This is a genomic window from Gallionella capsiferriformans ES-2 (assembly GCF_000145255.1).
GTDB lineage: Bacteria > Pseudomonadota > Gammaproteobacteria > Burkholderiales > Gallionellaceae > Gallionella > Gallionella capsiferriformans.
The window spans coordinates 2770989-2791732 of record NC_014394.1; the positions used below are offsets into that span (position 1 = coordinate 2770989).

General features: G+C 50.7%; 26 protein-coding genes and 2 tRNA genes. 7 read left to right on the plus strand and 21 right to left on the minus strand.

Features of this window, described 5'->3' with window-relative positions; genetic code table 11:
- Positions 1 to 7 precede the first annotated feature (7 nt).
- A complete protein-coding gene (locus GALF_RS12805; RefSeq protein WP_013294488.1) occupies positions 8 to 1123 on the minus strand; it encodes an FIST signal transduction protein in 1116 nt (371 codons plus the stop codon).
- 934 nt (positions 1124 to 2057) lie between these two features.
- Here GALF_RS12805 and GALF_RS15610 point away from each other — a divergent pair.
- Positions 2058 to 2303: a hypothetical protein gene (locus tag GALF_RS15610; protein ID WP_150102619.1), complete on the plus strand. Its 246-nt coding sequence runs from the start codon at positions 2058 to 2060 to the stop codon at positions 2301 to 2303.
- A 20-nt stretch (positions 2304 to 2323) separates the two neighbouring features.
- Here GALF_RS15610 and GALF_RS12815 read toward each other — a convergent pair whose 3' ends face one another.
- On the minus strand, positions 2324 to 3130 hold the full coding sequence (locus GALF_RS12815; RefSeq protein WP_150102620.1) for a hypothetical protein: 807 nt from the start codon (positions 3128 to 3130) through the stop codon (positions 2324 to 2326).
- Between the two features lie 215 nt (positions 3131 to 3345).
- Here GALF_RS12815 and GALF_RS15615 point away from each other — a divergent pair, with 215 nt between their 5' ends.
- Entirely contained in the window at positions 3346 to 3768 is a 423-nt protein-coding gene (locus GALF_RS15615) for a hypothetical protein (RefSeq protein WP_150102621.1), read from the plus strand.
- Between the two features lie 609 nt (positions 3769 to 4377).
- Here the strand turns inward: GALF_RS15615 and GALF_RS15620 are convergent.
- A complete protein-coding gene (locus GALF_RS15620; RefSeq protein WP_150102622.1) occupies positions 4378 to 4734 on the minus strand; it encodes a hypothetical protein in 357 nt (118 codons plus the stop codon).
- 227 nt (positions 4735 to 4961) lie between these two features.
- A complete protein-coding gene (locus tag GALF_RS12820; protein WP_013294494.1) occupies positions 4962 to 5516 on the minus strand; it encodes a hypothetical protein in 555 nt (184 codons plus the stop codon).
- 504 nt (positions 5517 to 6020) lie between these two features.
- Here GALF_RS12820 and GALF_RS15145 point away from each other — a divergent pair.
- The 5 genes from GALF_RS15145 to GALF_RS15405 all read left to right on the plus strand — a co-directional run bounded on the left by GALF_RS15145 (position 6021) and on the right by GALF_RS15405 (position 9688).
- Positions 6021 to 7205 (plus strand): plasmid recombination protein, encoded by a 1185-nt coding sequence (locus GALF_RS15145; RefSeq protein WP_013294495.1) that lies wholly within the window; start codon positions 6021 to 6023, stop codon positions 7203 to 7205.
- Between the two features lie 331 nt (positions 7206 to 7536).
- Complete coding sequence (locus GALF_RS12830; protein ID WP_013294496.1) at positions 7537 to 7830, plus strand: hypothetical protein; 294 nt, start codon at positions 7537 to 7539, stop codon at positions 7828 to 7830.
- Complete coding sequence (locus GALF_RS15785; protein ID WP_190274084.1) at positions 7831 to 7977, plus strand: hypothetical protein; 147 nt, start codon at positions 7831 to 7833, stop codon at positions 7975 to 7977. It abuts the gene before it with no gap.
- A gap of 96 nt (positions 7978 to 8073) precedes the next feature.
- Positions 8074 to 8616, plus strand: coding sequence for a recombinase family protein (locus tag GALF_RS12835; protein WP_041938090.1), 543 nt, complete (start codon positions 8074 to 8076; stop codon positions 8614 to 8616).
- Entirely contained in the window at positions 8612 to 9688 is a 1077-nt protein-coding gene (locus tag GALF_RS15405; protein WP_263053285.1) for a recombinase family protein, read from the plus strand. The genes GALF_RS12835 and GALF_RS15405 overlap by 5 nt, the downstream gene beginning before the upstream one ends.
- Here the strand turns inward: GALF_RS15405 and GALF_RS12840 are convergent.
- The 17 genes from GALF_RS12840 to GALF_RS12920 form a co-directional block, all read right to left on the minus strand.
- Positions 9662 to 9737, minus strand: a tRNA-Thr gene (locus GALF_RS12840). The two genes, GALF_RS15405 and GALF_RS12840, sit on opposite strands and share 27 nt — an antisense overlap.
- Before the next feature lie 28 nt (positions 9738 to 9765).
- Positions 9766 to 9841: transfer RNA gene (locus tag GALF_RS12845), tRNA-Lys, on the minus strand.
- A 62-nt stretch (positions 9842 to 9903) separates the two neighbouring features.
- Positions 9904 to 10581, minus strand: coding sequence for a 7-cyano-7-deazaguanine synthase QueC (gene queC / locus GALF_RS12850; RefSeq protein WP_013294497.1), 678 nt, complete (start codon positions 10579 to 10581; stop codon positions 9904 to 9906).
- On the minus strand, positions 10581 to 11240 hold the full coding sequence (gene queE, locus GALF_RS12855) for a 7-carboxy-7-deazaguanine synthase QueE (RefSeq protein WP_013294498.1): 660 nt from the start codon (positions 11238 to 11240) through the stop codon (positions 10581 to 10583). The genes queC and queE overlap by 1 nt, the downstream gene beginning before the upstream one ends.
- A 5-nt stretch (positions 11241 to 11245) precedes the next feature.
- On the minus strand, positions 11246 to 11986 hold the full coding sequence (gene ybgF / locus GALF_RS12860) for a tol-pal system protein YbgF (protein ID WP_013294499.1): 741 nt from the start codon (positions 11984 to 11986) through the stop codon (positions 11246 to 11248).
- Between the two features lie 4 nt (positions 11987 to 11990).
- Positions 11991 to 12500, minus strand: coding sequence for a peptidoglycan-associated lipoprotein Pal (gene pal / locus GALF_RS12865; protein ID WP_013294500.1), 510 nt, complete (start codon positions 12498 to 12500; stop codon positions 11991 to 11993).
- A gap of 27 nt (positions 12501 to 12527) precedes the next feature.
- Entirely contained in the window at positions 12528 to 13796 is a 1269-nt protein-coding gene (gene tolB, locus GALF_RS12870; RefSeq protein ID WP_013294501.1) for a Tol-Pal system beta propeller repeat protein TolB, read from the minus strand.
- An 8-nt stretch (positions 13797 to 13804) separates the two neighbouring features.
- Positions 13805 to 14536 (minus strand): energy transducer TonB, encoded by a 732-nt coding sequence (locus GALF_RS12875; RefSeq protein ID WP_013294502.1) that lies wholly within the window; start codon positions 14534 to 14536, stop codon positions 13805 to 13807.
- Positions 14533 to 14940, minus strand: coding sequence for a protein TolR (tolR, locus tag GALF_RS12880; protein ID WP_013294503.1), 408 nt, complete (start codon positions 14938 to 14940; stop codon positions 14533 to 14535). The genes GALF_RS12875 and tolR overlap by 4 nt, the downstream gene beginning before the upstream one ends.
- An 8-nt stretch (positions 14941 to 14948) precedes the next feature.
- Entirely contained in the window at positions 14949 to 15626 is a 678-nt protein-coding gene (gene tolQ / locus GALF_RS12885; RefSeq protein WP_013294504.1) for a protein TolQ, read from the minus strand.
- A gap of 11 nt (positions 15627 to 15637) precedes the next feature.
- Complete coding sequence (gene ybgC, locus GALF_RS12890; RefSeq protein WP_013294505.1) at positions 15638 to 16045, minus strand: tol-pal system-associated acyl-CoA thioesterase; 408 nt, start codon at positions 16043 to 16045, stop codon at positions 15638 to 15640.
- On the minus strand, positions 16038 to 17093 hold the full coding sequence (gene ruvB, locus GALF_RS12895; RefSeq protein WP_013294506.1) for a Holliday junction branch migration DNA helicase RuvB: 1056 nt from the start codon (positions 17091 to 17093) through the stop codon (positions 16038 to 16040). Before ruvB ends, ybgC begins: the two co-directional genes overlap by 8 nt.
- Positions 17094 to 17129: 36 nt before the next feature.
- Positions 17130 to 17834 carry a UPF0149 family protein gene (locus tag GALF_RS12900; protein WP_013294507.1) on the minus strand — a complete coding sequence of 235 codons (705 nt, stop codon included), beginning with the start codon at positions 17832 to 17834 and terminating at the stop codon, positions 17130 to 17132.
- 32 nt (positions 17835 to 17866) lie between these two features.
- Positions 17867 to 18448: a Holliday junction branch migration protein RuvA gene (ruvA, locus tag GALF_RS12905; protein ID WP_013294508.1), complete on the minus strand. Its 582-nt coding sequence runs from the start codon at positions 18446 to 18448 to the stop codon at positions 17867 to 17869.
- 20 nt (positions 18449 to 18468) lie between these two features.
- Positions 18469 to 19407 carry a prenyltransferase gene (locus GALF_RS12910; protein ID WP_013294509.1) on the minus strand — a complete coding sequence of 313 codons (939 nt, stop codon included), beginning with the start codon at positions 19405 to 19407 and terminating at the stop codon, positions 18469 to 18471.
- Entirely contained in the window at positions 19404 to 19976 is a 573-nt protein-coding gene (gene ruvC, locus GALF_RS12915) for a crossover junction endodeoxyribonuclease RuvC (RefSeq protein ID WP_013294510.1), read from the minus strand. The genes GALF_RS12910 and ruvC overlap by 4 nt, the downstream gene beginning before the upstream one ends.
- 10 nt (positions 19977 to 19986) lie before the next feature.
- Complete coding sequence (locus GALF_RS12920) at positions 19987 to 20712, minus strand: YebC/PmpR family DNA-binding transcriptional regulator (protein WP_013294511.1); 726 nt, start codon at positions 20710 to 20712, stop codon at positions 19987 to 19989.
- Between the last annotated feature and the right edge of the window lie 32 nt (positions 20713 to 20744).

Consider the following 20744-nt stretch of genomic DNA (forward strand, 5'->3'; position numbering starts at 1 on the left):
GGGTAGCCTATTCGTAGAGGGTCGTCAGCGTCATGGTTTGATTATGCAGCTGACACTGCATGACATCACTGAACGGTGCCAATTCGCCATATGAATAGAATCCGGCAATTGCAGTCGCATCCCCTAATGTTTCCTGAACGATTTCCAATTCTTCCTCGGTCAGTTGCCCCATCACCAGACGGCGGCCCACGCAACTGACCACCAGACACAAACCGGCTGCACCATCGCTTGCGGGCTGCGCGGCCTCAGCAGCAAGTCCGGCACTATCAATCAGATTATCCAGATTGGTACGCATCAGTTTACACAGATATCCTTGAGGAACATCACCGGCAAATGTTAGGCTTTGATCGGCCTCGCTCACCGCCAGCAAAGTACGGATCAGCGCCTTGTCGGACCGGCTCGCCTGCATGCTCAATGGAAAGCGCAGCCCACTGGCCGGCAAATTTTCAGCCTGCTCGCCCAGATATTTTTTATACAGCGCCAGCGCGGGTTCGCCATCGATTTCATACACCACGTTACCCGCCGACTTTGTAACGATGCGCTCGGCACCGAACTCTTCCCATCCGGCAAAGCAACCGCTCTTGACAGTCACGTTCCCATAAAATCCCAGCGCAGCGATGCGTCCTGATCTCGCCGGTGCATTTGCCATCACCCAAGTTTGGCCAAAACGCGTGCCATCCCCTGCCAGCCCACCCGTGACAGGAATCCCAGCTGCATTCAAACCCTTGGCCAGTTCACTACCGTTCACCTGCAGTCCGTCTGACAAGATAAACGCATGACGCAAATCGGGAGCCGCCAGCTCCGCCATCAGTGCAGCCCCCAGCGTCTGAACACTCTCTTGCGGCTGCACATCCACCGTTGCCAAGCGAACCCGAGAATTTTCCAGCTTGACGATGGTCGCTACCATGTCGCCGTCGCTAATCTCGACACCCATCACGCTGCCTGAAGAAGTGCATCCGATGATATGTGCAGCAGGAAACAAGCTGCATAACTCGCTATAACACGCTTCGGTTTGAAATGCCGCATCATCGGCAAATACCAAAACCAGATCAGCTGTCGCTGAAAAACTGGGAGCTGGCTCCCAACCTGACTTACCAGACCACCCGATTTGACCGATTTGCATGACGCCTCCCCCTTTTTTATTTATATTTATTTACATCGCCCGCCAAACAAAAACTTTTGCAGTGGGATTCTGACACAGATAATTGATAAAGTGAGACAGGGCAAGTAAAAATGTCGATAAATTTAAGTTATTTATCATAGTTCATAGATATACATAGGCGGATCAGCATACTTGGAGTGCTTTTCCATTTGAGAAGTAAAAGCTTTGCAGTTAATGGCTAAGCCGTTTTCATGCGACGCCGCCCTGCTGTCCGTGCGGCGCCAGGCATAGCTAAATAACCGCTTAACGTGCGGTCCGATCAGCGCCACGTCGTTCATGACGCAATACATTTTATTAGTTACTACAAAAAACCTGCTTAAAGAAGACGCCTCGAGAGTCCAATTTTTTGGGGGAGTGTTAAATTTTACTCGTTCATAACTTTTGAATAACGCCTGATTGCACCTCGGGCATTGCACGGCATACGCCCGAATAAACCTCGACTTGGTACTGCAACAAATATCGCCCGAAAATAAACAACGTGAGGACCAATTCGAACAGGAGCACTGAAAACAGTAACGTGCCATTGGCAGAGATAACCGACCTCACATACCCTCCTCAATGCAGAAAATGAAGACGCCAATCAACAGTTAGACAAGCTCATTTGGGAGGAGACGAAAATCTGGCAATTACACCTGTCGATTGGCAAGTGTTAATTTACACGAATAGCTTCAAGTGAGGAATGCGACATTTTGTCGCACCTTTTGACTCTCAATCTCATTCATTCAGTCAATCAACAGATGTACGAAATAGCATTTGCAGGCGCGCTGAACCTTACGGTATTGAAAAAGCATGGTTATAAACTGGTTACAATTTTCCAAACACCAGAAACGACAAAGGCCTACATTTCTGTAAGCCTTTGTTTTTATTGGTGCGCCATAAGCGATGAGTCAGGGCAATGGCAAACAAAAATTTCATTGATTTGACCATCAATTTCGGCAATGCATTTTTAAATAGCGACTGGCATGAGTTGGAATTTCTGCTTCACGGAGCGGTAAGCTATCTAATTTTCCGTGCTGCTATCGGTTTAAACCGACTATTTTTAAAACGCAGCCTTGGTAATAACCAACCAGCTGGCTTGACCATCTGCTCTCGAACAGGCAATTCTCAAACTCGTCCATCCGCTGCCGTGCCATTTCGATAAATATTAAAAATCGGGAAAAATTACATATTTGATGCTGCGGCGGCCTTTCTAGCTTCCAATTCGTTGAGTTTTTTCTGAGATACTTCTGACTCTTGGATCCGTTTCGCTTCCTGTCTCTCAAAGCCATATTTTGTATAAAAAACTAAATCTGCATAAGCTGTACCATCAATCGGATCACGCAACTTGAGGATAACTTCATTTCCATCTTTGTCTTCCCACTTACTGAAAGTTTTACTAACTTTATCAACATAACTGGAATCTGATTTTGTAGGTTGACCAAATTTATTAACTAAGATTTCTTTGAAATAGGCGTGAGTTGAGACTTCGTCGGAAGTAGGAGAGGTTGAAATAGCGAGTAACTTATCTTCTCCAACCTCAAAATAATATTTATCATCGCGAAATCCATAGGTTACATAAAAATTCATTTGCTCAACTCCCATGAACAATTCTTTCTTTCCGCATACTTTAACGCTGTTCTTCTTGTTTTGTAAGCAAAGCTTCTTCAATGATACAAATGCCCCAGTTTGGTTAAAAGGAATATCCTTGAACGAGAGAAATTCCTTCGTAGTATTTCTAGTGGATGGTGCAATAGTTGACTTATTTGAGTCCGTAGATTTATCTTTACCAAAAGTGGCCATGCATGCTGCCAAATCACTTTCTGCTTGACGTGGGTCGACTGATGATGGATTGGCATTAGCATAACTTATGAGCCTTTGTTTACACCTGGCAACAGCCTCATCAATCGAAATTCCTGAGCCGCTTGAAGTTTGTTGCCCACAGGATGCCAACAAGAATAAGGAACTAAAAATACATAATTGTCTAATCATTTAGATGCCTCAATATACTTGTTTCTGATACAGAAAACACTGATCAATTCAGGGACAGAAGCTGCCATCCAGTCAGAATATTATTTATTTACCAGCAAATTTTCGTTTACAGGTCATTTTGACAATTATCCTACCGGAACCAGCACAAACCAGACAGGCAATAACAATAACGCAATAACAATAACGCCCGCCATAATACACCCGGCTTGCTACCCTTGCTACCCCCTCGCTCGCTGGCCTCTGCCATGGGCCGAGGCACGACACGAACCGCGAAAATTCTGCCGCCGACCGACCCGCCGGACACTCAAGGTGACGCGAGAGGTACCCGACTCCAAACTGCTGCCGGTGCCGGATTGGGGCAGTCAGGCCGGGTGCGTGGCGGTGACGACATCGGGCAGTTTCGGACAACTCACCCGCAACCCGACGCCTCAACGCCAGCGAGTCCCCCGCAAGTCCATGCAGCGCAAGGCAGGCGTCAAGTTCGTCGGATGCGACGGGTATTTCCGGAAAATTTGGGGGATGGAGGGGTCGCAAAACTGGCGCACTGCATCATCACAACACACATCGACCCGACATTCCGCTTACTGGCAACCTATGGAGAACAGACGATCTGCAAGCGAGACAATGCAGACGCTTAACGTCAAGGTTAATCGGCGGCAATGCGAAGCATTGGCGCGTTGAACCGATAGTTAAAAATTTGCTGCCATGCTATCGATGAGTTGTGATGCCATTGGTTGACGCCAACACCGCACTTTTAATTTTGCTTATAAGGGTGCCAAATTCATGCATTGAGCAGACAATTGTTTGCGAAAACAAACCTTGAACGCTGCGCCCATCCGGTTCTATTAGAGTTGTGCAAAAATTTGTGGGCAGTCGGTGCTTGTATTCGCCGATACTCTCGCGGTAAGCATCAATCTTGGACTCGACGAAGTGAGGAATAAGTTCTTGCAATGGAGCGCAGTCCCCTCGTTCTATGGCGATCAAAGTCTGGCGTCCAATCGGCTCCGATGATGATGTATGGCACGGTTATGCTTCCTTTCAAATGCGATGCATCAAATAAAAATAGGCACTAATAATATAGTGCCTACACTCATACCGAATTGGTGCGCCACAGACGATAAATCTGGGAACTGGATGCATCATATCACCCCCCCTAATTCAGTCAAACCGAATAATCTAAACCAATCATTGGTGAGTAAGATTTTGGAAGTAAATTCCAATTTACCCGCTACGCCACAAGCGATAAATTATTTTTTATCCTTACAGAAATTAAATGCATGACACGTAAATTTGCCTGGGGTTTTTCCTGAAGCATCGTATTTACGTGTACAGCTTCTATTGGAAAATCCAACATACGCACCGTATGAGTTTTTAGCGTTAACCTCAAAACAGATGGTGTCCGTATCAAATTTCCCATCAGAGTATTCAGCATATTTTTCATGAAAAAACTCCACATTACGATATTGAACCGACGAAGGGTCCTTCAAATCGGCCTCAAATGTGGCTTTTGCCCCAGCAATTGCTTTAGACTCATCGACACCTCCGCTACAAGCCGCTAGTGCAAAGCAAACTGAAAAAATTGCATGTCTGAGAATTATATTCATAACAGGATCTCTAATAGAATAGTAAATGTATGCTAGGGGTGCCCTTAAATTCGAGACTCTGCGCGTTGCAATTCCCGTGAATGAGATTCAGTAGGAGGATAGCAAGTAGGCGCTGCGTCATTTCTTTGCCTCAGACAGTAGTGATTGGATGGTCATTTTTGGCCTAACGTTAAAGCTGTGCGGCGTAAACGAAGCGCAGCGTAGTATGCGTCCGAACGAGCGCTTTGTTAGGCATTTGGCACAGAAATCATGTCGTGAACTTCTTTGCGCAACATTTCGACAGCTTCATTCAGCGCTTTATAAAGTTCGGATGCCTTTTCTTTAGCCGTATTGGTACATACAGCATCTTGTGCAGATGAATCCCAGTAGAATTCGAATCTGCCATCTGAACAGGCATTAATGGCATTTCGAACTCGTTCCAATATTGCTGGCGACAATGTTGATTGATATTCACAAAGAAACTCGTCAAGTTTGACCTCGTGCTGACTGAATAATGCAGCTATCTCTTCACTAGCCTCATCCCAATCCATATCTGGGTGCGATCTTTTAGGTAGCATCTCATGAAATACTTTGTAGAGGGACTTTGATGCGTCTAGTTTAAACTGAAAAACCTTTTCGGAGTTTTTGAGCAAAAACTTGTGGTCTTCTAATTTTTTTTTATAAACGCTACCAATAGATTCTTTGATGCCTGTTTCAAGAAATTTTATAAGGACAAAGCCTATACCTACTGCCGTAAATCCAGCGGTGCTTAGAGCAGTAATTATTATCTCTGTCGTACTCATGATTTATCCTTGATGCCTAACGTTAAATTGAGGGGCTGCGCGCTTTTTGCGCAGCCCCTCTCGAATGTTGGATTAGGTTACTTACCGTGATTTTACAGCGCGACCTGAAAAACCAGGTGGATAAAAATCTTAGATGCCTTATTCAATATACCGGAGAACCACGGATACAACTACTAGCCATTAGGGCTAGACAGTGAATCCTAGACGCAACCCGTGTGATAAAAGCAGAATAAACCTCATCCTGATTCATGCACGAAAAATTTTCGCGCACTGACGCATCGCAAGATGCGTAACGATTTGTGAGCAACGCGAATGCTTCTGGCCTTCCGCAGGAACCGCATTTCCGTAGGAAATATAGTCGGTCACTATATTTCTTTGAATTTGCCTTTTGGGGTGATTTAAGTTTTCCGCTATTTTTAATTTGGCTCCAGCTATCTTTTTGGTTAATGTGTAACTGATTGATTTATATCATTTATACTAACTGCCGAAAGGATTGTCAAGCCAATGTACCAGTTCATACACATCTCCAGCTATTCATCGCAAGCCTCAAAAAAGAGCAAATCGTCTGCCTGTGTCAAATCAACAGTATCAGAAGCGGACCGAAAACCGAGTTACACCCACCACATTAAAGAGGTCGAAGCGCCGATCATCTTGTTTGGCTGCTCTCCGACTGCCGCAGGTGATCTGGCAGAAGCATGGGGAAAACAGAACAAAATCCGCAAAGATGGTCATGTGCTGTTGGCTGGGGTCATTTCGGTCAATGTCGAATTTGAAAGCTGGGATGATTACAAGCTGACTTGTATTGAGTGGCTGCAAGACAAATACGGTGATCGTTTGCAATCCGTGGTTGAACATACTGATGAAGATCATCCCCACCTGCACTTTTTTGTAATCCCGCGTGACGGCGAACGATTTGACGGCCTGCATGAGGGAGAGAAGGCGCGCAATGAATCTCGGGCCTTAAAACAGCGCACGGCCGATCAGAATATTGCTTACAAAGCCGCGATGAAAATTTTTCAGGCAGATTTTCATTCTGCGGTATCGGCGGGATATGGCTTAGCTAAAGACGGACCCAAACGGCGTCGATTATCACGATCTGCTTATTTAGCTGAAAAAGAGGCGGTCAATATTGTATCGGCTGCCACCTTGGATAGAACCGGTCTGGTTGAACAAGGAAGGAAAGAACGCACGGGAATTATTGAGCAGACAAAACGTGAAGCGGTGCAATACCGTCTCGACAACAACAAACTGGCAGATGCCGCCATAAAAAAGCGGATGGATGAGGCCACTGCCAAAAACCAACAGGAGGCAGCTAAGGTCAAGAGGCAGGCTGAGGTTCTCGGGCGACAGCAAGGTCAAAAATCCTTTGAGCGGCAACCATGGATTAAAAAAATCCGTGCAGTGATATATGGAATTGTTCAGCTGGGTAATAAACAGCTTGAACGACTCCGACAACAGCTGATTACCTCAAGGTTTCAGGTTGATTCCAGACTGGCGGCGGCTAAGCGTGAAATAGCTGAAATGGCCGCTGAAATTGCCAGCCAGAAGAAAGATGTTCGGCATATCAGCGATTTATATGAGTCGGCCTGCAAGCTGAACAGGGATTTAAAGTGGGAGGCACAGCATCGCTCATCGCTGACATTTTCTGAATCTGCCAATGTACCGGATCACTTTAAAAAGCCGAGATAAATTCAGTTTGAATCCCTGAAAGCCTTATTTGATTGGGGTTTGCTGAATTCTGCAATCTAGTTTGTCGTGTATCAACCGCTCGGGTAGTCGGGGATTATCAGGCGAAATTATCAAATACCAGCGCTGATGGGAAGCACCCCATTTAATTGAAAAAATATTTTATGGCTTTGCGTTTTTAAGTTGCATCGTCATTTGGATCCCTCTACTATACTTATATAAATCAACAGGTTGACAAATATCATACTTGTTTGTATTTATAAAATAGCGGTTCTGGGCATCGATATGAAGCAGGCGATGACGGGCTCCAACAAAAACAATAATAAGGAGTTTTATGACAGCAATTTATCAGGAGCAATTATGTAAAAAATCACTCGGCGATGTAGTCATTTCGGCGGCAGCTCAATTGTCGCTGGTTATCGATGCACTCAACGAGCGAAAAAATCGCTTGTTACTCACCGCACAAGTCGGCTTGCCCGACCATCAATTTGAAGCCTACCGAAAAATCCTGCTCGATGAGCTGGGTCGGAATGGATTTGAACGGGATTTGGAAGAAATCCTGAAGCAGCACACGGCACGGAATGGATCGGGCAGGCCTATACATGCAGGAAAGGAGGTGCCAGAATGAGTGAACAAACCCACCCATATCATAATTCGCTTTAAACCGCAGTTGACGTTAGTCTCAGCGGAAGAGTTAGCACTGCTTGAGTCCATTCTGCCTGATTTAATTCAGGCGATGCAGGCCGCGGAAGTGCATCAACAACAACAAGAATAACAAGAACGTCTGATGCGCATCATGAATAACTGCGCCTCATACAACCCGTGCATATCAGTCGTCTGGGGTGTACGGTTAACTTTATGGAGAACTTTTATGCATGTAGCGCTATACGCACGCGTATCAACAACACGGCAGGCTGACAACGACCTGTCAATTCCCGATCAATTACGCCAGCTTCGTGAATGGGCGGCAGCAAACGGTCATCTGGTCATACAGGAGTATGTGGAGCCTGGCGCATCGGCCACCGATGATAAGCGCCCTGTGTTTCAGCAGATGATCAGTGATGCAATGATGAAACCAGCTGCATTCGAGGTTATTGTCATTCACAGCCTGTCACGATTTTTTAGAGACGGCATTGAGTTTGGCGTCTATGAACGCAAACTCGCAAAAAACAAGGTTAAGGTGGTATCTATCACGCAACCAACTAGCGATGATGCTGGCGGAGAAATGATGCGCCGTATCATCTGTATGTTTGACGAGCATCAATCCAAGGAAATATCCAAGCACGTCTCGCGCTCCATGAAGGAAACGCCCGGCAAGGGTATTTTAACGGCTCTAAAGCGCCGTTTGGCTATAAAGCTGTGGCAACCAGCACAACGGGCAGTCGCGGCCGTCAGAAAAAGAACTGGCCATTGATCCCGATGAGGCGGAGGTGGTGCGACTGATATACCGTCTCTATCTGAACGGGATTGAAGGTCGTGGTGCTGGGGTTAAGGAAATTGCCAAATATCTGGCCACGCTGGGCTATCAGTCACGCGGGAAACCGTGGAGCATCCAGAAGGTGCATTGGACCTTATCAAATACGCTTTACATGGGGGATTACTACTTCAATGTGATGGATTCGAAGGCTAAGAAACAGCGGCCGCCGGAAGAGTGGATTAAAACTGAGATTCCAGCCATTGTTGATGCGGATATTTTTGAGCGTGTGAGGGTGCTGCGTGAATCTCGCGCCCCGCAAAGCGGCACAGCGATCCCCAAGGTGATGTCCTCACCCGTTTTGCTGGCGGGGATTATCAAATGCGGTGAGTGTGGCAATCGCATGACCTTATCCACGGGCAAGGGTGGCAAATATCGTTATTACAAGTGCACCAGTCGTCGGGGTCAGGGCAACCATGCTTGCAGCAGTAAAAATATCCCGATGGAAAAGTTTGATGAGATGGTGCTGAACCAAGTCGCGAATACGATCTTCCATCCTGATCGCCTTCAGATTCTGATGAGTGAATTACGCGAGCGGATTCAGTCTGGCAAAAACAGTCGGCAGGAAGTGGTTTCAGAACTTGAACGGCAGTTGAAGATTATGGATGAAAAACAGAACCGCTTGCTCGATGCCATTGAAAACGGCATCGTTGAACTGGATGAAATCACCCATCACAGATCACAGCAAAACAAAACAATACGCGAAGCGCTGCTGATTAAAATGGCTGAGGCACGTAGAACTCCACTGCCTGCTGCCATTGAATATTTGAAACCGAGTCAGGTTGACTTGCTTGGCAAAGCGCTGCGCAGCAAATTGCTGGCTAAGGATTCCAACTTAGCCAAGGGCTATATGCAACTGCTGCTGGATGAAGTGCTGGTGGAGGATGAGACCGCGACAATCAAGGGGAGCTATGCTGCCCTTGCAAATGCGATGCATCAAATGAAAATAGGCACTAATAATCTAGTGCCTACACTCATACCGAATTGGTGCCGCCTATCGGATTCGAACTGATGACCTACCGCTTACAAGGCGGTTGCTCTACCAACTGAGCTAAGGCGGCGTGGTGAAACTAAACATCATTTGCAAACTGGTGGGTCGGGCGAGATTCGAACTCGCGACCAACGGATTAAAAGTCCGCTGCTCTACCGGCTGAGCTACCGACCCGCTGCAAGGAGGCCGAATTATACGCATTAGGAGAGCGCTGTCAACGAAGAATGCTCAATAATTCAATTTAATTTACGATAACGGGTCGGATCACTCACACCGGCAGCAGCAAAACCCGCACTGCGCAGGCGGCAAGAGTCGCACACACCGCATGCCCGCCCCAAATCATCCGCCTGATAACAGGAAACCGTCGCGGCATAATCCACGCTCAGCAAGCTGCCACTTTTAATAATGTCAGCCTTGGACAGATGCAACAAGGGCGCGTGCAAGGTCAACGGATGCCCTTCGACGGCCGCCTGCGTTGCAAGATTCGCCATGCGTTCGAACGCCTCGATATAGGCCGGGCGACAATCGGGATAGCCAGAATAATCCACCGCATTCACGCCGATAAAAATATCCTGCGCGCGCAGCACCTCAGCCCAAGCTAGCGCAAGCGACAACATGATGGTGTTGCGCGCAGGAACATAGGTCAGCGGAATACCGGCAGACGCGTGTTCAGGCACGGCAATATTGTTATCCGTTAACGCCGAGCCGCCAAAACCGGTCAGGTCGATATTCACAACCCGGTGCTCGCGAGCACCCAGCGTTTCAGCGACACGTTGCGCTGCCGCCAGCTCTGAGTGATGGCGCTGACCATAATCCACGCTGAGCGCATAGCAGGTATACCCCTGAGCGCGTGCCATCGCCAGCACCGTTGCCGAATCAAGCCCGCCCGATAACAGCACGACCGCATTTTTCATTAATGCCCCGCCTCATTATTCCAAAGTATTTTGTGAAGTTGCAGCTGAAAGCGCACCGGCAGTCCATCCCGCAAAATCCAGTCCGCCAACTGCGTCGGATCCAGATCTCCCTGCGCTGGCGAAAACAATACCGGACACTGGTCGGCCAGATGATATTGTGCAAGAATCTGGCAGGCCCAGTCGTAATCGTTTTCGTCGCACAGTACAAATTTGATTTCATCTTGCGGCGTCAGGATGGCGAGATTTTCCCAGCGGTTCTTGTCGACCTCGCCGGAGGCGGGCGTCTTGATATCCACTACGCGCATCACACGCGCATCGACCGCACCAATATCCAGCGCACCGCTTGTCTCCAGCGAGACCTGATAGCCTGCATCGCAAAGCGCCTTGAGCAGCGGCAGACAGTTGCGCTGTGCCAGCGGCTCGCCACCGGTCACGGTGACATAGCGCGTCTTATATTGCGCAACTTGCTGCAGTATCTCAGCCAGCGTATGATTTTTTCCACCGCTAAAGGCGTAAGCGGTATCGCAATACACACAGCGCAACGGACAACCGGTCAGTCTGACGAACACTGTCGGCAAACCAATCAGACGTGTCTCACCTTGCAGGGAAAAAAAAATCTCGGTAATGCGCAGCTGCGCAGCTGAATTTTGTTCGGACATAGAAACTACTTAGCGAGTATTTTTTTTGCTTTGGCAGCGGCAGCGCTGTCGGGATATTTGCCGACCAATTGCTTCAGCGTTGCAGCAGCCTGCGTTACCGCCTTCAACTCCTGCTGGGATCCGGCAATGCCGAATAACACATCCGGTGCTCTGGCTGTGTCTGGCGAAGCTTTGAGCAAGGCGCGGTAAGTGACGAGCGCGCCCTTATAATCCTTCAGCGCAAACTGCGTCTCTCCCAGCCAGTAGGCGGCATTCGGGATATGTACCGAGGCAGGATATTTTTTTATAAACTCTTGCAATGCTTTTGCTGCATTGGCATAGTTTGCTGCTTTAAACAGACTATACGCCGCTTCAATGGCACGATTTTCAGCTGCAGGATCGTCGGGATCGCCGGATACAGCTGGCTCCGCTTTGGGTTGAACGGATACTTCCTGTGATTCGAAATGACGCAAACGCGTATCCAAATCTACATAAAAATCTTTTTCTCGCTTTTCGGCATCTTGCAAGCCGTGCGCTGTCTCTTCATTCTGTCCGCGCAATTTGCGCAGCTCACCGTTCAACATATCAATCTGCCCTTGCAAATCGAAAATGGACTTGGTCTGTAACTTATCTTGCTCTTCTAACACAAGCACACGCGCCTCGACCTGCTGGATACTTTTTCGCGCATCGTCGTCCGAAAACAACCCCGCCTGAACGGGAGACGCGATACAGAAACCCAGCAACATCAAGGCGCGTAGCTTTTGCATGGAATTACTTGGCCTTGTAGTTCAGGTCAGTGCGGCGATTTTGCGACCATGATGCTTCATCGTGACCGGCAGCCTTAGGCATCTCTTCGCCGTAGCTAACGCTGGTTACCTGAGCGGCTTTCGCACCACCCAATTCAAGCATCTTTTGTACGCCGTCAGCACGACGCTGTCCCAAACCCAGATTGTATTCATTGCTGCCGCGCTCATCGCAATTGCCTTCCAGCTTCACGGTACGGTTAGCATGCTCACTCAAATATTTGGCATGCGCTTGAACCAGAGGCTTGTCAGCATCTTGCACTGCAGAAACGTCGAACGGGTAAAACACACTACGGCCAGCCAGAATACTCTTTGGATCATTCAGCGCATCAACCTCTGTCGAAGTCGATGTTGCCGGTGCTGTCACAACATCTGCAGCCTTAGCTACAGGAGCAGGTGCTGCTGTTTCGTGTGGCTTTTGGCTTGCACATGCGGCGAGCAAGTTCAACAAAACGATACTGATAACTAGTTTCTTCATGGCAATTTCCCTCAAGTTTTGGTTAATTTAAAGATTGGGTCCCCACACTGGCTCACGTGCATCGCCGCTTTGCGTAAACATATGCTGCTTGACACGGCCATCGCTGGACACGGTCGCCAATATACCACGACCGCGCGCTTCGCTGGCAAACAGGATGAGTTTTCCATTTGGCGCATAACTCGGTTTTTTCTCCCAGCCCCCCTCAGTCAAGGCTTCCGCCTGCCCTGTTTGAAAATCTTGTACCGAAATATAAAAACGACCACCACTCAAATGTGTGAACACAAATGACTTGCCATCCGGACTATAACGAGGTGAAAAACAACTGCCAGATGCAAAGGTCATTCGCTGCGCGCCCCCTCCTTCCACCGGCATGCGATAAACCTGCGCACTGCCACCTCTGTCAGAGGTAAACAACAAAGATAGTCCATCAGGTGAAAAATTTGGCTCAGTATCAATCCCGCCGCTGAAACTGATCCGGCGTAGCTCACTACCATCGGGGCGCATCAGATAGATCTGTGAACCACCATCGCGAGTCAGCACAACCGCCAGCTGCCGTCCATCCGGCGACCAGGCAGGCGCACTGTTACTGCCGCGATAGTCCGCCACGACCTTACGCAAATTGGTGTACAAAGATTGCACAAACACGGCGGCATGCCCGGTCTCAAAGCTCACGTAAGCCAGATGACTGCCGTCCGGCGACCATGAAGGCGACATGATGGGCTCATTTTGTTTCAATACGATTTGCTCGTTATACCCGTCGCTGTCGGCAACGATCAGACGGAACGAACGCCCCTGACGATTCACATAGGCAATCCGCGTACTGAACACACCCGGATTACCGGTCAGCTTTTCATAGATCAGATCAGCAATCCTATGCCCCACGGCACGAACCTGACCGTTGCCGACCGACACTGCCTGCCCGACCAGTTCGACATGTTTGAGCACGTCAAGCAAGCGAAAGCGCGCCTCTATCCGCCCGCTCGCCTGCAAACTGACCGTCCCTATCGCCAGCGCCTCGGCGCCTCGCAATTGCCAGTCGGTATAATTCACCTCAGCCGGTTCATGCGGCGCCTTACCCGTCGTATCCACCAGACGAAACAATCCAGTACGCAGCAAATCACCGCTGACCACCTCGTTGATCTCTTGCGCCAGCTTCGCATCTCCCCCCATCGGCACCAGCGATACTGGAATCTGATGTTCACCCGCACCGATGATTTCGATATTCAACGCAGCGCTCGCCATCGACATATGCGCCAACATCAACAAGCCCAACAGACCAGACAATACTTTCAACATACACACCCCTATTTATTATCCGGCTGAAAACCCAGCTTTAATTCACGAAAACGATTAAAAAGCGCCGCGTCTGCCGGCAGCGGCAGCGGGTCTGATTTTAAAATTGCCCGTTCGACCGCATTGTCATAAGCGGGATTGCCGCTCGACTTTAACAATCTGGGGGGCAACACGCGCCCCCCAGGCAGCACCGTCACTAAAAATTCGGCGCGCGCCTCTTTTGATACATCGGGCGGCTCAACCACATTGCGCCTAATCTTGCCCTGAATCTTGCCGACGAACTCATCGACAACGCGTCCAGTAGCTGCCTCTTGTGTGGCCTTATCGCGTGCGGCCTGCTGCTCTGCGGCCGATGGCTGAGCCGGCTGAGGCGCTGTTTTTTTCACATCAAGCGGCTTTTTTACCTCGGGTTTCACCACAGGCTTAATCTCGGGCTTTTTTTCCGGGGGCTTAATCTCCGGTTTCTTTTCGGGCTTTTTTTCAGGCTTTTTATCAGGAACCACAATTTCAGGCTTGATTTCCACCTCAGGCTCAACGGGTGCGACTTCCTCGACTCGAGCCTCTACCGGCGTTGCTGGCGCACTATCGGGCATGCTTTGCCACAACTCCACACTCATAACAACGGGCGGTTCGGTCTGCCATGAAAAGCCAAAATACAACAACGCCAAAAATGCGCCGTGCACCAGCACTGCCAGCAGGCAGGCCGGAAGCCGGTATAGGTCCTGATAAACAACCGTATTCATTTCGCCTGTGTCAACAGACCAACTTTTTTGATGTGTTGCTGTTGCAGCACGTCCATCACATTGATCACTTCTTCATAACGCACGCTCTTATCAGCCGAAATCACCACCGCCTGCTCGCTCTGTAGCGCCTGTCTCGATTTGAGAATAGACACCAGTTCCTCGCGCGACACCTGGGTTTCTTCATCGCCCTTGGCGTGGTCACGCAGCGCCAGCGTACTGTCCTTTTTGATAATAACTTCCAGCGGCGCCGGGGCGGGCGTGGAGGATTTACTGACCTGCGGCAAATCGACCTGTCCCGGGTTCATCATCGGCGCCGTCACCATGAAGATCACCAGCAACACCAACATCACGTCGATGTACGGCACGACGTTGATATCGTTCATCAGACGATTTTTGCTACGCATGCCGGATCTCATGGCTGGCGCTGCAAGACGTTGGAGAATTCTTCGGTAAAACTCTCGAAGCGCGTCGAGAGCCGTTCGATATCGTGCGCATAGCGGTTATACGCCACCACCGCCGGAATGGCGGCGAACAGCCCCATCGCGGTTGCAACAAGTGCCTCGGCAATGCCGGGCGCGACGTGCGCCAGCGTGGCTTGCCCCACGTTCGCCAATCCGCGGAACGCATTCATGATGCCCCACACCGTCCCGAATAATCCGACATAGGGACTGACTGAGCCGACCGATGCCAAAAACGCCAGATGCGATTCCAGATGGTCCATCTCACGCTGGTAAGTGGCGCGCATCGCACGTCGCGTCCCTTCCATCACAGCGGCAGCATCCACGCCGTGCTGTTTTTTCAATTTAACGAACTCAACAAAACCGGCCGCAAAAATTCGTTCGAGCGCGCCCTGATCGGATCGCGAGGTATTGCTGACCGTCTTGTAAACTTCATTGAGGTTGGGATTGCGCCAGAACGTTTCTTCAAACTCAGCGGTGAGCCTTTTCTCGCGCCGGATCGCAAACATCTTCATAAAGATGTACCACCAGGACATCATGGATACAAATAACAGCAAGCCCATCACCAATTGCACCAGCACGCTGGCGTTGCTGATCAGATGTATAAACGATAAATCCTGAGTCACTTCCATAGCTGCCTTTCCTAATTTTTCCATTTTGAGCTCAGCGCGTCAGGCACCCTGACAGGCTTGAACGTCTGTCTTGAGACGCACACCAGATGCACTTCACCGGTCGTCAGCAATTCATCATGACGGTGCACGCTTTGCTGCAAGGTCAGGCGAGAGCGCCCGATATCCATCACTTGCGCAGTAACGTTTAACATATCGTCTAACTCTGCCGGCTTCAAATAATCGAGCTTCATGGTGCGCACCACAAACATCACGCCGAACTCTTTCATCAGCCCCGCGTTGCTGTAACCACAGGCGCGCAACCACTCAGTCCGTGCGCGCTCCATAAAGTTCACATAGCTCGCATGATAAACCACGCCGCCCGCGTCCGTATCCTGGAAATAGACCCTGACCGGCCAGTTAAAAATTGCGCGCTCATTCATCCGTCAAATCTCCGCTGCCTAAATGACTCGCCACCGTCAGGCCGAAATGCAGGTAGGCATTGGCGGTGGCCATGCGGCCGCGCGGCGTGCGTTGCAGATAACCCTGTTGAATCAGATACGGCTCTAACACATCCTCGATCGTGTCGCGCTCCTCGCCGATGGCAGCAGCCAGATTATCGACGCCGACAGGGCCGCCCATAAACTTTTCGATGATGGTCAACAGCAGCTTCCTGTCCATCACATCCAGACCTTGCGAATCTACGTCCAGCATAGTGAGCGCCGCATCCGCCACGCGTCGCGTCGCGTCGCCGCCCGCCTTCACATCGGCATAGTCGCGCACCCGGCGCAGCAGTCGATTGGCGATGCGCGGCGTGCCGCGCGAGCGACGGGCGATCTCCATCGCGCCATCATGCGACAAATTCATCTCCAACAAGCCTGAGGAACGCATCACGATGCGCTGCAATTCTTCAGGCGTATAAAATTCAAGACGGGACACGATGCCGAAACGGTCTCGCAGCGGATTGGTCAGCATACCGGCGCGGGTGGTCGCACCCACCAGGGTAAACGGCGGCAAATCGAGTTTTACCGAACGGGCCGCCGGCCCTTCGCCGATCATGATGTCGATCTGATAATCCTCCAGCGCAGGATAGAGAATTTCCTCCACCACCGGCGACAGACGATGAATTTCGTCGATAAACAGCACATCATTGGGTTCTAAGTTGGTCAGCAACGCAGCCAGATCACCGGCGCGTTCCAGCACCGGTCCTGAGGTGTGGCGCAGATTCACGCCCATTTCGCGTGCAATAATCTGCGCCAGCGTCGTCTTGCCCAAGCCCGGAGGGCCAAACAAAAGCACATGGTCAAGCGGCTCCTGACGCTGCTTCGCCGCCTGAATAAAGATTTCCAGTTGCTCGCGAATTTTTTCCTGACCGACATATTCGTCGAGCTGCTTAGGACGCAGGGCGCGCTCCAGCGCTTCCTCCTGACGGGATGCAACGGCAGGGGTCGTCAGACGAGGTTCGGCAGTGAGATTGTCGCTATGGATCATAGGTATTTTTCTGAAGTGAGCCGCATTTTAGCGTACTCAATGCAGTGTCGGTGATGCGCCGCAACATTTCTTGAATTTCAGGCCTGAACCGCACGGACATTCTTCGTTGGGTGGCACTTTGACAGAGACGGCCTGCGACACCCTGCGCTGACGGGTTTCGGCTTCGCGCTGCTCGGCAAAGTACTCATAAAGTATCGCCACCGCATCGGCGATCGAGTCATATGCCTCTTTCCTGGCCTGTTTAACATCGGCACTCTTTTCCAGCAACTCAGCGCCCTGTTGCGTCCCCAGCAACACCATAGGCGAGAGCGATTCCTGTTCATTCTCAAATACCACACGCCAAGGGTCGATAAACAGGAATACGCCGAGCATAAAACCCTCTGCCCAACCTTCCGCCTCATAGACTTTGCTGCCATCCTCCTGCGCCAAAGTATAAAACAGCGGTGAAAATCGATTGCCAGCAATCCCATCCAGCACGCCGTTGTAATAGCGCATCAGCAAAGCCATGATGCGATTAGCCTGTTCTATCGAGGCAAACCCCGGAGCATCCTCGCCCTCTTCACTATCCCATATCCACGGCAGATATTCGCTCGGCATGACGAGCCTTGGATTGAGTACCAGCGCTGCAAAAAATCCGTCCAGTCTGGAAATATCCATACAGCTTTCCGGCACATCGTCAGACAGCAAAAATTCATCCAACTCATCAATTTCAGCATCGCTCAATGCTTGTATCGGTTTCATTGCATACTCCTAGCGCGCGTTAAACAGATAAATTACGCCCGTGACAAAAATTTGAGGGCCTGACGGATCCCGTCAGAGACGCTCACATCTTTGGGTAACTGCTTTGCTGCCAGAGCGGCTTCCTTATCGTTGTAGCCCAACGCCTGCAAGGCATTAACAATATCGCCGCTAGCCGATGTGACCGGCACACCATGCGCCATCGCCACACCCATGACGGTAAATTTACCCTCTAATTCCAACAGCAGTCGCTCGGCGGTCTTCTTGCCTACGCCGGGAATTTTGGTTAAACGGCCCGCCTCCTTGTTCGCGACCGCGTCGGCCAGATCGTTCAAACTCAGCCCCGACAGCACCGACAAGGCGAGCTTGGGACCGACACCGCTGATTTTAAGCAACTGGCGAAATGCGATACGCTCATCAGTGCTGCCAAAGCCATACAGCAGATGTGCATCCTCACGCACAATCAGCTGCGTGTGCAGCACGACTTTTTCATGCAGCGGTGGCAAATTATAAAAGGTGCTCATCGGCACCTCTAGCTCATACCCCACCCCTTGCACATCCAGCAAAATCTGCGGCGGCGTTTTTTCCAGCAAAATACCCGACAATCGACCGATCACACAAATCCCTTATAAATAAATTAGTTATTCATTAAAATGGCCAGCGACAACAAAGCACCATGCAACAACATCGCCGCAATCGTGAGCTTAATCGCACCACCCAGCTGTTGCGGTTCTGAGGCATGGCGCAACAAAATATGCGCCGCCTTCACGCTCAGCGGCAACGCCAATAACGCCGCTAATGCGCTCCTCGGCAGCCCGCCCAGCGCCACGCTCATTATTAACCAGAGGTAGGCGAGCAAAACGATCAGCACATAGCCCCAGCGCGCCTGTGGCACGTCTAGGCGCGCAACCCAGTGCAGCTTACCGGCAGCCATATCCGCAGTCCGGTCGGGGAACTGATTGATGTAGAGTAAATTAGCCGCCAGCAACGCGTATGAAAGTCCGGCAATAAAAGGCGCAGCAGAAAAGTCCCGTCGCTGCACGAAATCAGCCCCCACGACAATCAACAAAAATCCCGCCACGATGCACAGCTCGCCCCAGCCCCGGCTGTTCAGACGAAACGGCGGCGCAGAATACGCCCAGCCAATAAACAGGCCTGCCAAGCCGATGTAGGCCAACTGAAAGTCCGTGCGCAACATCAGCCACAATCCGGCCAGCGCGACCCCAAATAGCAAAGCAAAACCGAAGTTGCGCGTCTGTGCCGGCGTCAGCACGCCGTTCTGAATAAAACGACTACCGCCGGTAAACGGAAAGATGCGCTCCACGTTACACGCATCCGTGCCATTTTGCGCATCGTAATAGTCGTTCAGCACGTTGGCCGCCGCGTGCGCCAGCATGGCGAACAACAACGTAGTCAGCGCAAGCATTATGTCAAAGGAGGAACCCGCCAGCTTCGTCACGGCCAAGCCTATCAGGCAAGCCATCAGACTTGCCGTCAAAAATGCAGGCCGTGTCGCCGCAAAATAGCGCGCGAGCGGATTTTTAAATGCGGCGACCGAAGGCTCCTGCGGCGTCAAACCAGCCTCCCGCCGCGCACACGGAATCCTTTGGTCGCCAAAGCGCCTAGCCCCAAACCGCCGTGTGCATGACAAATCGCACAGGCCAGCGCATCGGCCGCATCGGGACTGGGCGTGCCGGATAATTTCAATAAACGCTGTACCATCAGTTGCACCTGTTCCTTATCTGCATGACCGTTTCCGACCACCGCCTGTTTGACTTGCAGCGCGGTATATTCGCCGACCGGCAAATTTGCCAGCACCGCAGCACAAATCGCAGCCCCCCGCGCCTGCCCCAGCAGCAAGGTCGATTGCGGATTGACATTCACGAATACTTTTTCGACCGCCGCCTGATCAGGCTGATGCTGCGTAATGACGACACCCAGTGAATTTAAGATGACTTTCAATCGCTCCGGCAAGTCGCCTGCGGGCGTTTTAATGCAACCGCTGGCAACGTAATGCAGCTGCTGACCCACCTTGTCGATCACCCCGAACCCGGTGATGCGCAGTCCGGGATCGATCCCTAAGATACGGATCGAGGCGCGAGGATTGAGCAACACCTGCGACCCCACCTCTAACTCAAGCCTCACTCCTAGTTCCTCAATCCTCAATGACTGCCGTGGTATAGACTTCCTGCACGTCGTCCAGATCTTCCAGCGCATCGAGCAGTTTCTGCATCTTTACGGCATCATCGCCGGTAAAAATCACTTCGTTGGCAGGCTTCATAATGACTTCGCCAAACTCCGCCTTGTAACCCGCTGTCTCCAGCGCCTGTTTGACGTTAATGAAATCATTGGCAGCCGTGATCACCTCGATACTGCCGTCGTCATTGGTGGAAATATCTTCCGCTCCCGCATCGAGTGCAACTTCCATCAGACCGTTCTCGTCCGTGCCAGGCGCGAAGATCAACTGCCCGCAATGGGCAAACATGAATGCCACCGAGCCGTCCGTCCCGAGATTGCCGCCATATTTCGTGAAAGCGTGGCGCACATCGGCCACCGCGCGCATTTTATTGTCGGTCATGCAATCCACCATGACCGCAGCACCGTTAATCCCGTAGCCTTCATAGCGGATTTCCATGTATTGCACGCCTTCGAGCTCACCGCTGCCGCGTTTGATCGCGCGCTCCACATTATCCTTGGGCATATTGTTGGCATACGCTTTGTCCATCGCCAGACGCAGACGCGGATTACCGGTCGGATCTGACCCACCCATACGGGCTGCCACGGTAATTTCCTTGATCAGACGGGTGAAAATTTTACCGCGCTTGGCATCCTGCTTGCCCTTGCGGTGCTGGATATTTGCCCATTTGCTGTGACCTGCCATGCTGTTCTCCAAATAAGTATCGCCTGATGTTA

What these genes read in the sequence shown, in the direction of transcription:
- GALF_RS12900 (WP_013294507.1), bottom strand. Translation starts at nt 17,834, where the DNA reads ATGAAACCGATACAAGCATTGAGCGATGCTGAAATTGATGAGTTGGAT.
- GALF_RS15145 (WP_013294495.1), top strand. Translation starts at nt 6,021, where the DNA reads ATGTACCAGTTCATACACATCTCCAGCTATTCATCGCAAGCCTCAAAA.
- GALF_RS12830 (WP_013294496.1), top strand. Translation starts at nt 7,537, where the DNA reads ATGACAGCAATTTATCAGGAGCAATTATGTAAAAAATCACTCGGCGAT.
- GALF_RS12815 (WP_150102620.1), bottom strand. Translation starts at nt 3,130, where the DNA reads ATGATTAGACAATTATGTATTTTTAGTTCCTTATTCTTGTTGGCATCC.
- ybgC (WP_013294505.1), bottom strand. Translation starts at nt 16,045, where the DNA reads ATGAATGAGCGCGCAATTTTTAACTGGCCGGTCAGGGTCTATTTCCAG.
- GALF_RS15620 (WP_150102622.1), bottom strand. Translation starts at nt 4,734, where the DNA reads ATGAATATAATTCTCAGACATGCAATTTTTTCAGTTTGCTTTGCACTA.
- pal (WP_013294500.1), bottom strand. Translation starts at nt 12,500, where the DNA reads ATGAAGAAACTAGTTATCAGTATCGTTTTGTTGAACTTGCTCGCCGCA.
- ruvB (WP_013294506.1), bottom strand. Translation starts at nt 17,093, where the DNA reads ATGATCCATAGCGACAATCTCACTGCCGAACCTCGTCTGACGACCCCT.
- tolQ (WP_013294504.1), bottom strand. Translation starts at nt 15,626, where the DNA reads ATGGAAGTGACTCAGGATTTATCGTTTATACATCTGATCAGCAACGCC.
- GALF_RS12875 (WP_013294502.1), bottom strand. Translation starts at nt 14,536, where the DNA reads ATGAATACGGTTGTTTATCAGGACCTATACCGGCTTCCGGCCTGCCTG.
- ybgF (WP_013294499.1), bottom strand. Translation starts at nt 11,986, where the DNA reads ATGCAAAAGCTACGCGCCTTGATGTTGCTGGGTTTCTGTATCGCGTCT.
- GALF_RS12820 (WP_013294494.1), bottom strand. Translation starts at nt 5,516, where the DNA reads ATGAGTACGACAGAGATAATAATTACTGCTCTAAGCACCGCTGGATTT.
- GALF_RS15610 (WP_150102619.1), top strand. Translation starts at nt 2,058, where the DNA reads ATGGCAAACAAAAATTTCATTGATTTGACCATCAATTTCGGCAATGCA.
- tolB (WP_013294501.1), bottom strand. Translation starts at nt 13,796, where the DNA reads ATGTTGAAAGTATTGTCTGGTCTGTTGGGCTTGTTGATGTTGGCGCAT.
- GALF_RS12920 (WP_013294511.1), bottom strand. Translation starts at nt 20,712, where the DNA reads ATGGCAGGTCACAGCAAATGGGCAAATATCCAGCACCGCAAGGGCAAG.
- queC (WP_013294497.1), bottom strand. Translation starts at nt 10,581, where the DNA reads ATGAAAAATGCGGTCGTGCTGTTATCGGGCGGGCTTGATTCGGCAACG.
- GALF_RS12805 (WP_013294488.1), bottom strand. Translation starts at nt 1,123, where the DNA reads ATGCAAATCGGTCAAATCGGGTGGTCTGGTAAGTCAGGTTGGGAGCCA.
- queE (WP_013294498.1), bottom strand. Translation starts at nt 11,240, where the DNA reads ATGTCCGAACAAAATTCAGCTGCGCAGCTGCGCATTACCGAGATTTTT.
- GALF_RS12835 (WP_041938090.1), top strand. Translation starts at nt 8,074, where the DNA reads ATGCATGTAGCGCTATACGCACGCGTATCAACAACACGGCAGGCTGAC.
- tolR (WP_013294503.1), bottom strand. Translation starts at nt 14,940, where the DNA reads ATGCGTAGCAAAAATCGTCTGATGAACGATATCAACGTCGTGCCGTAC.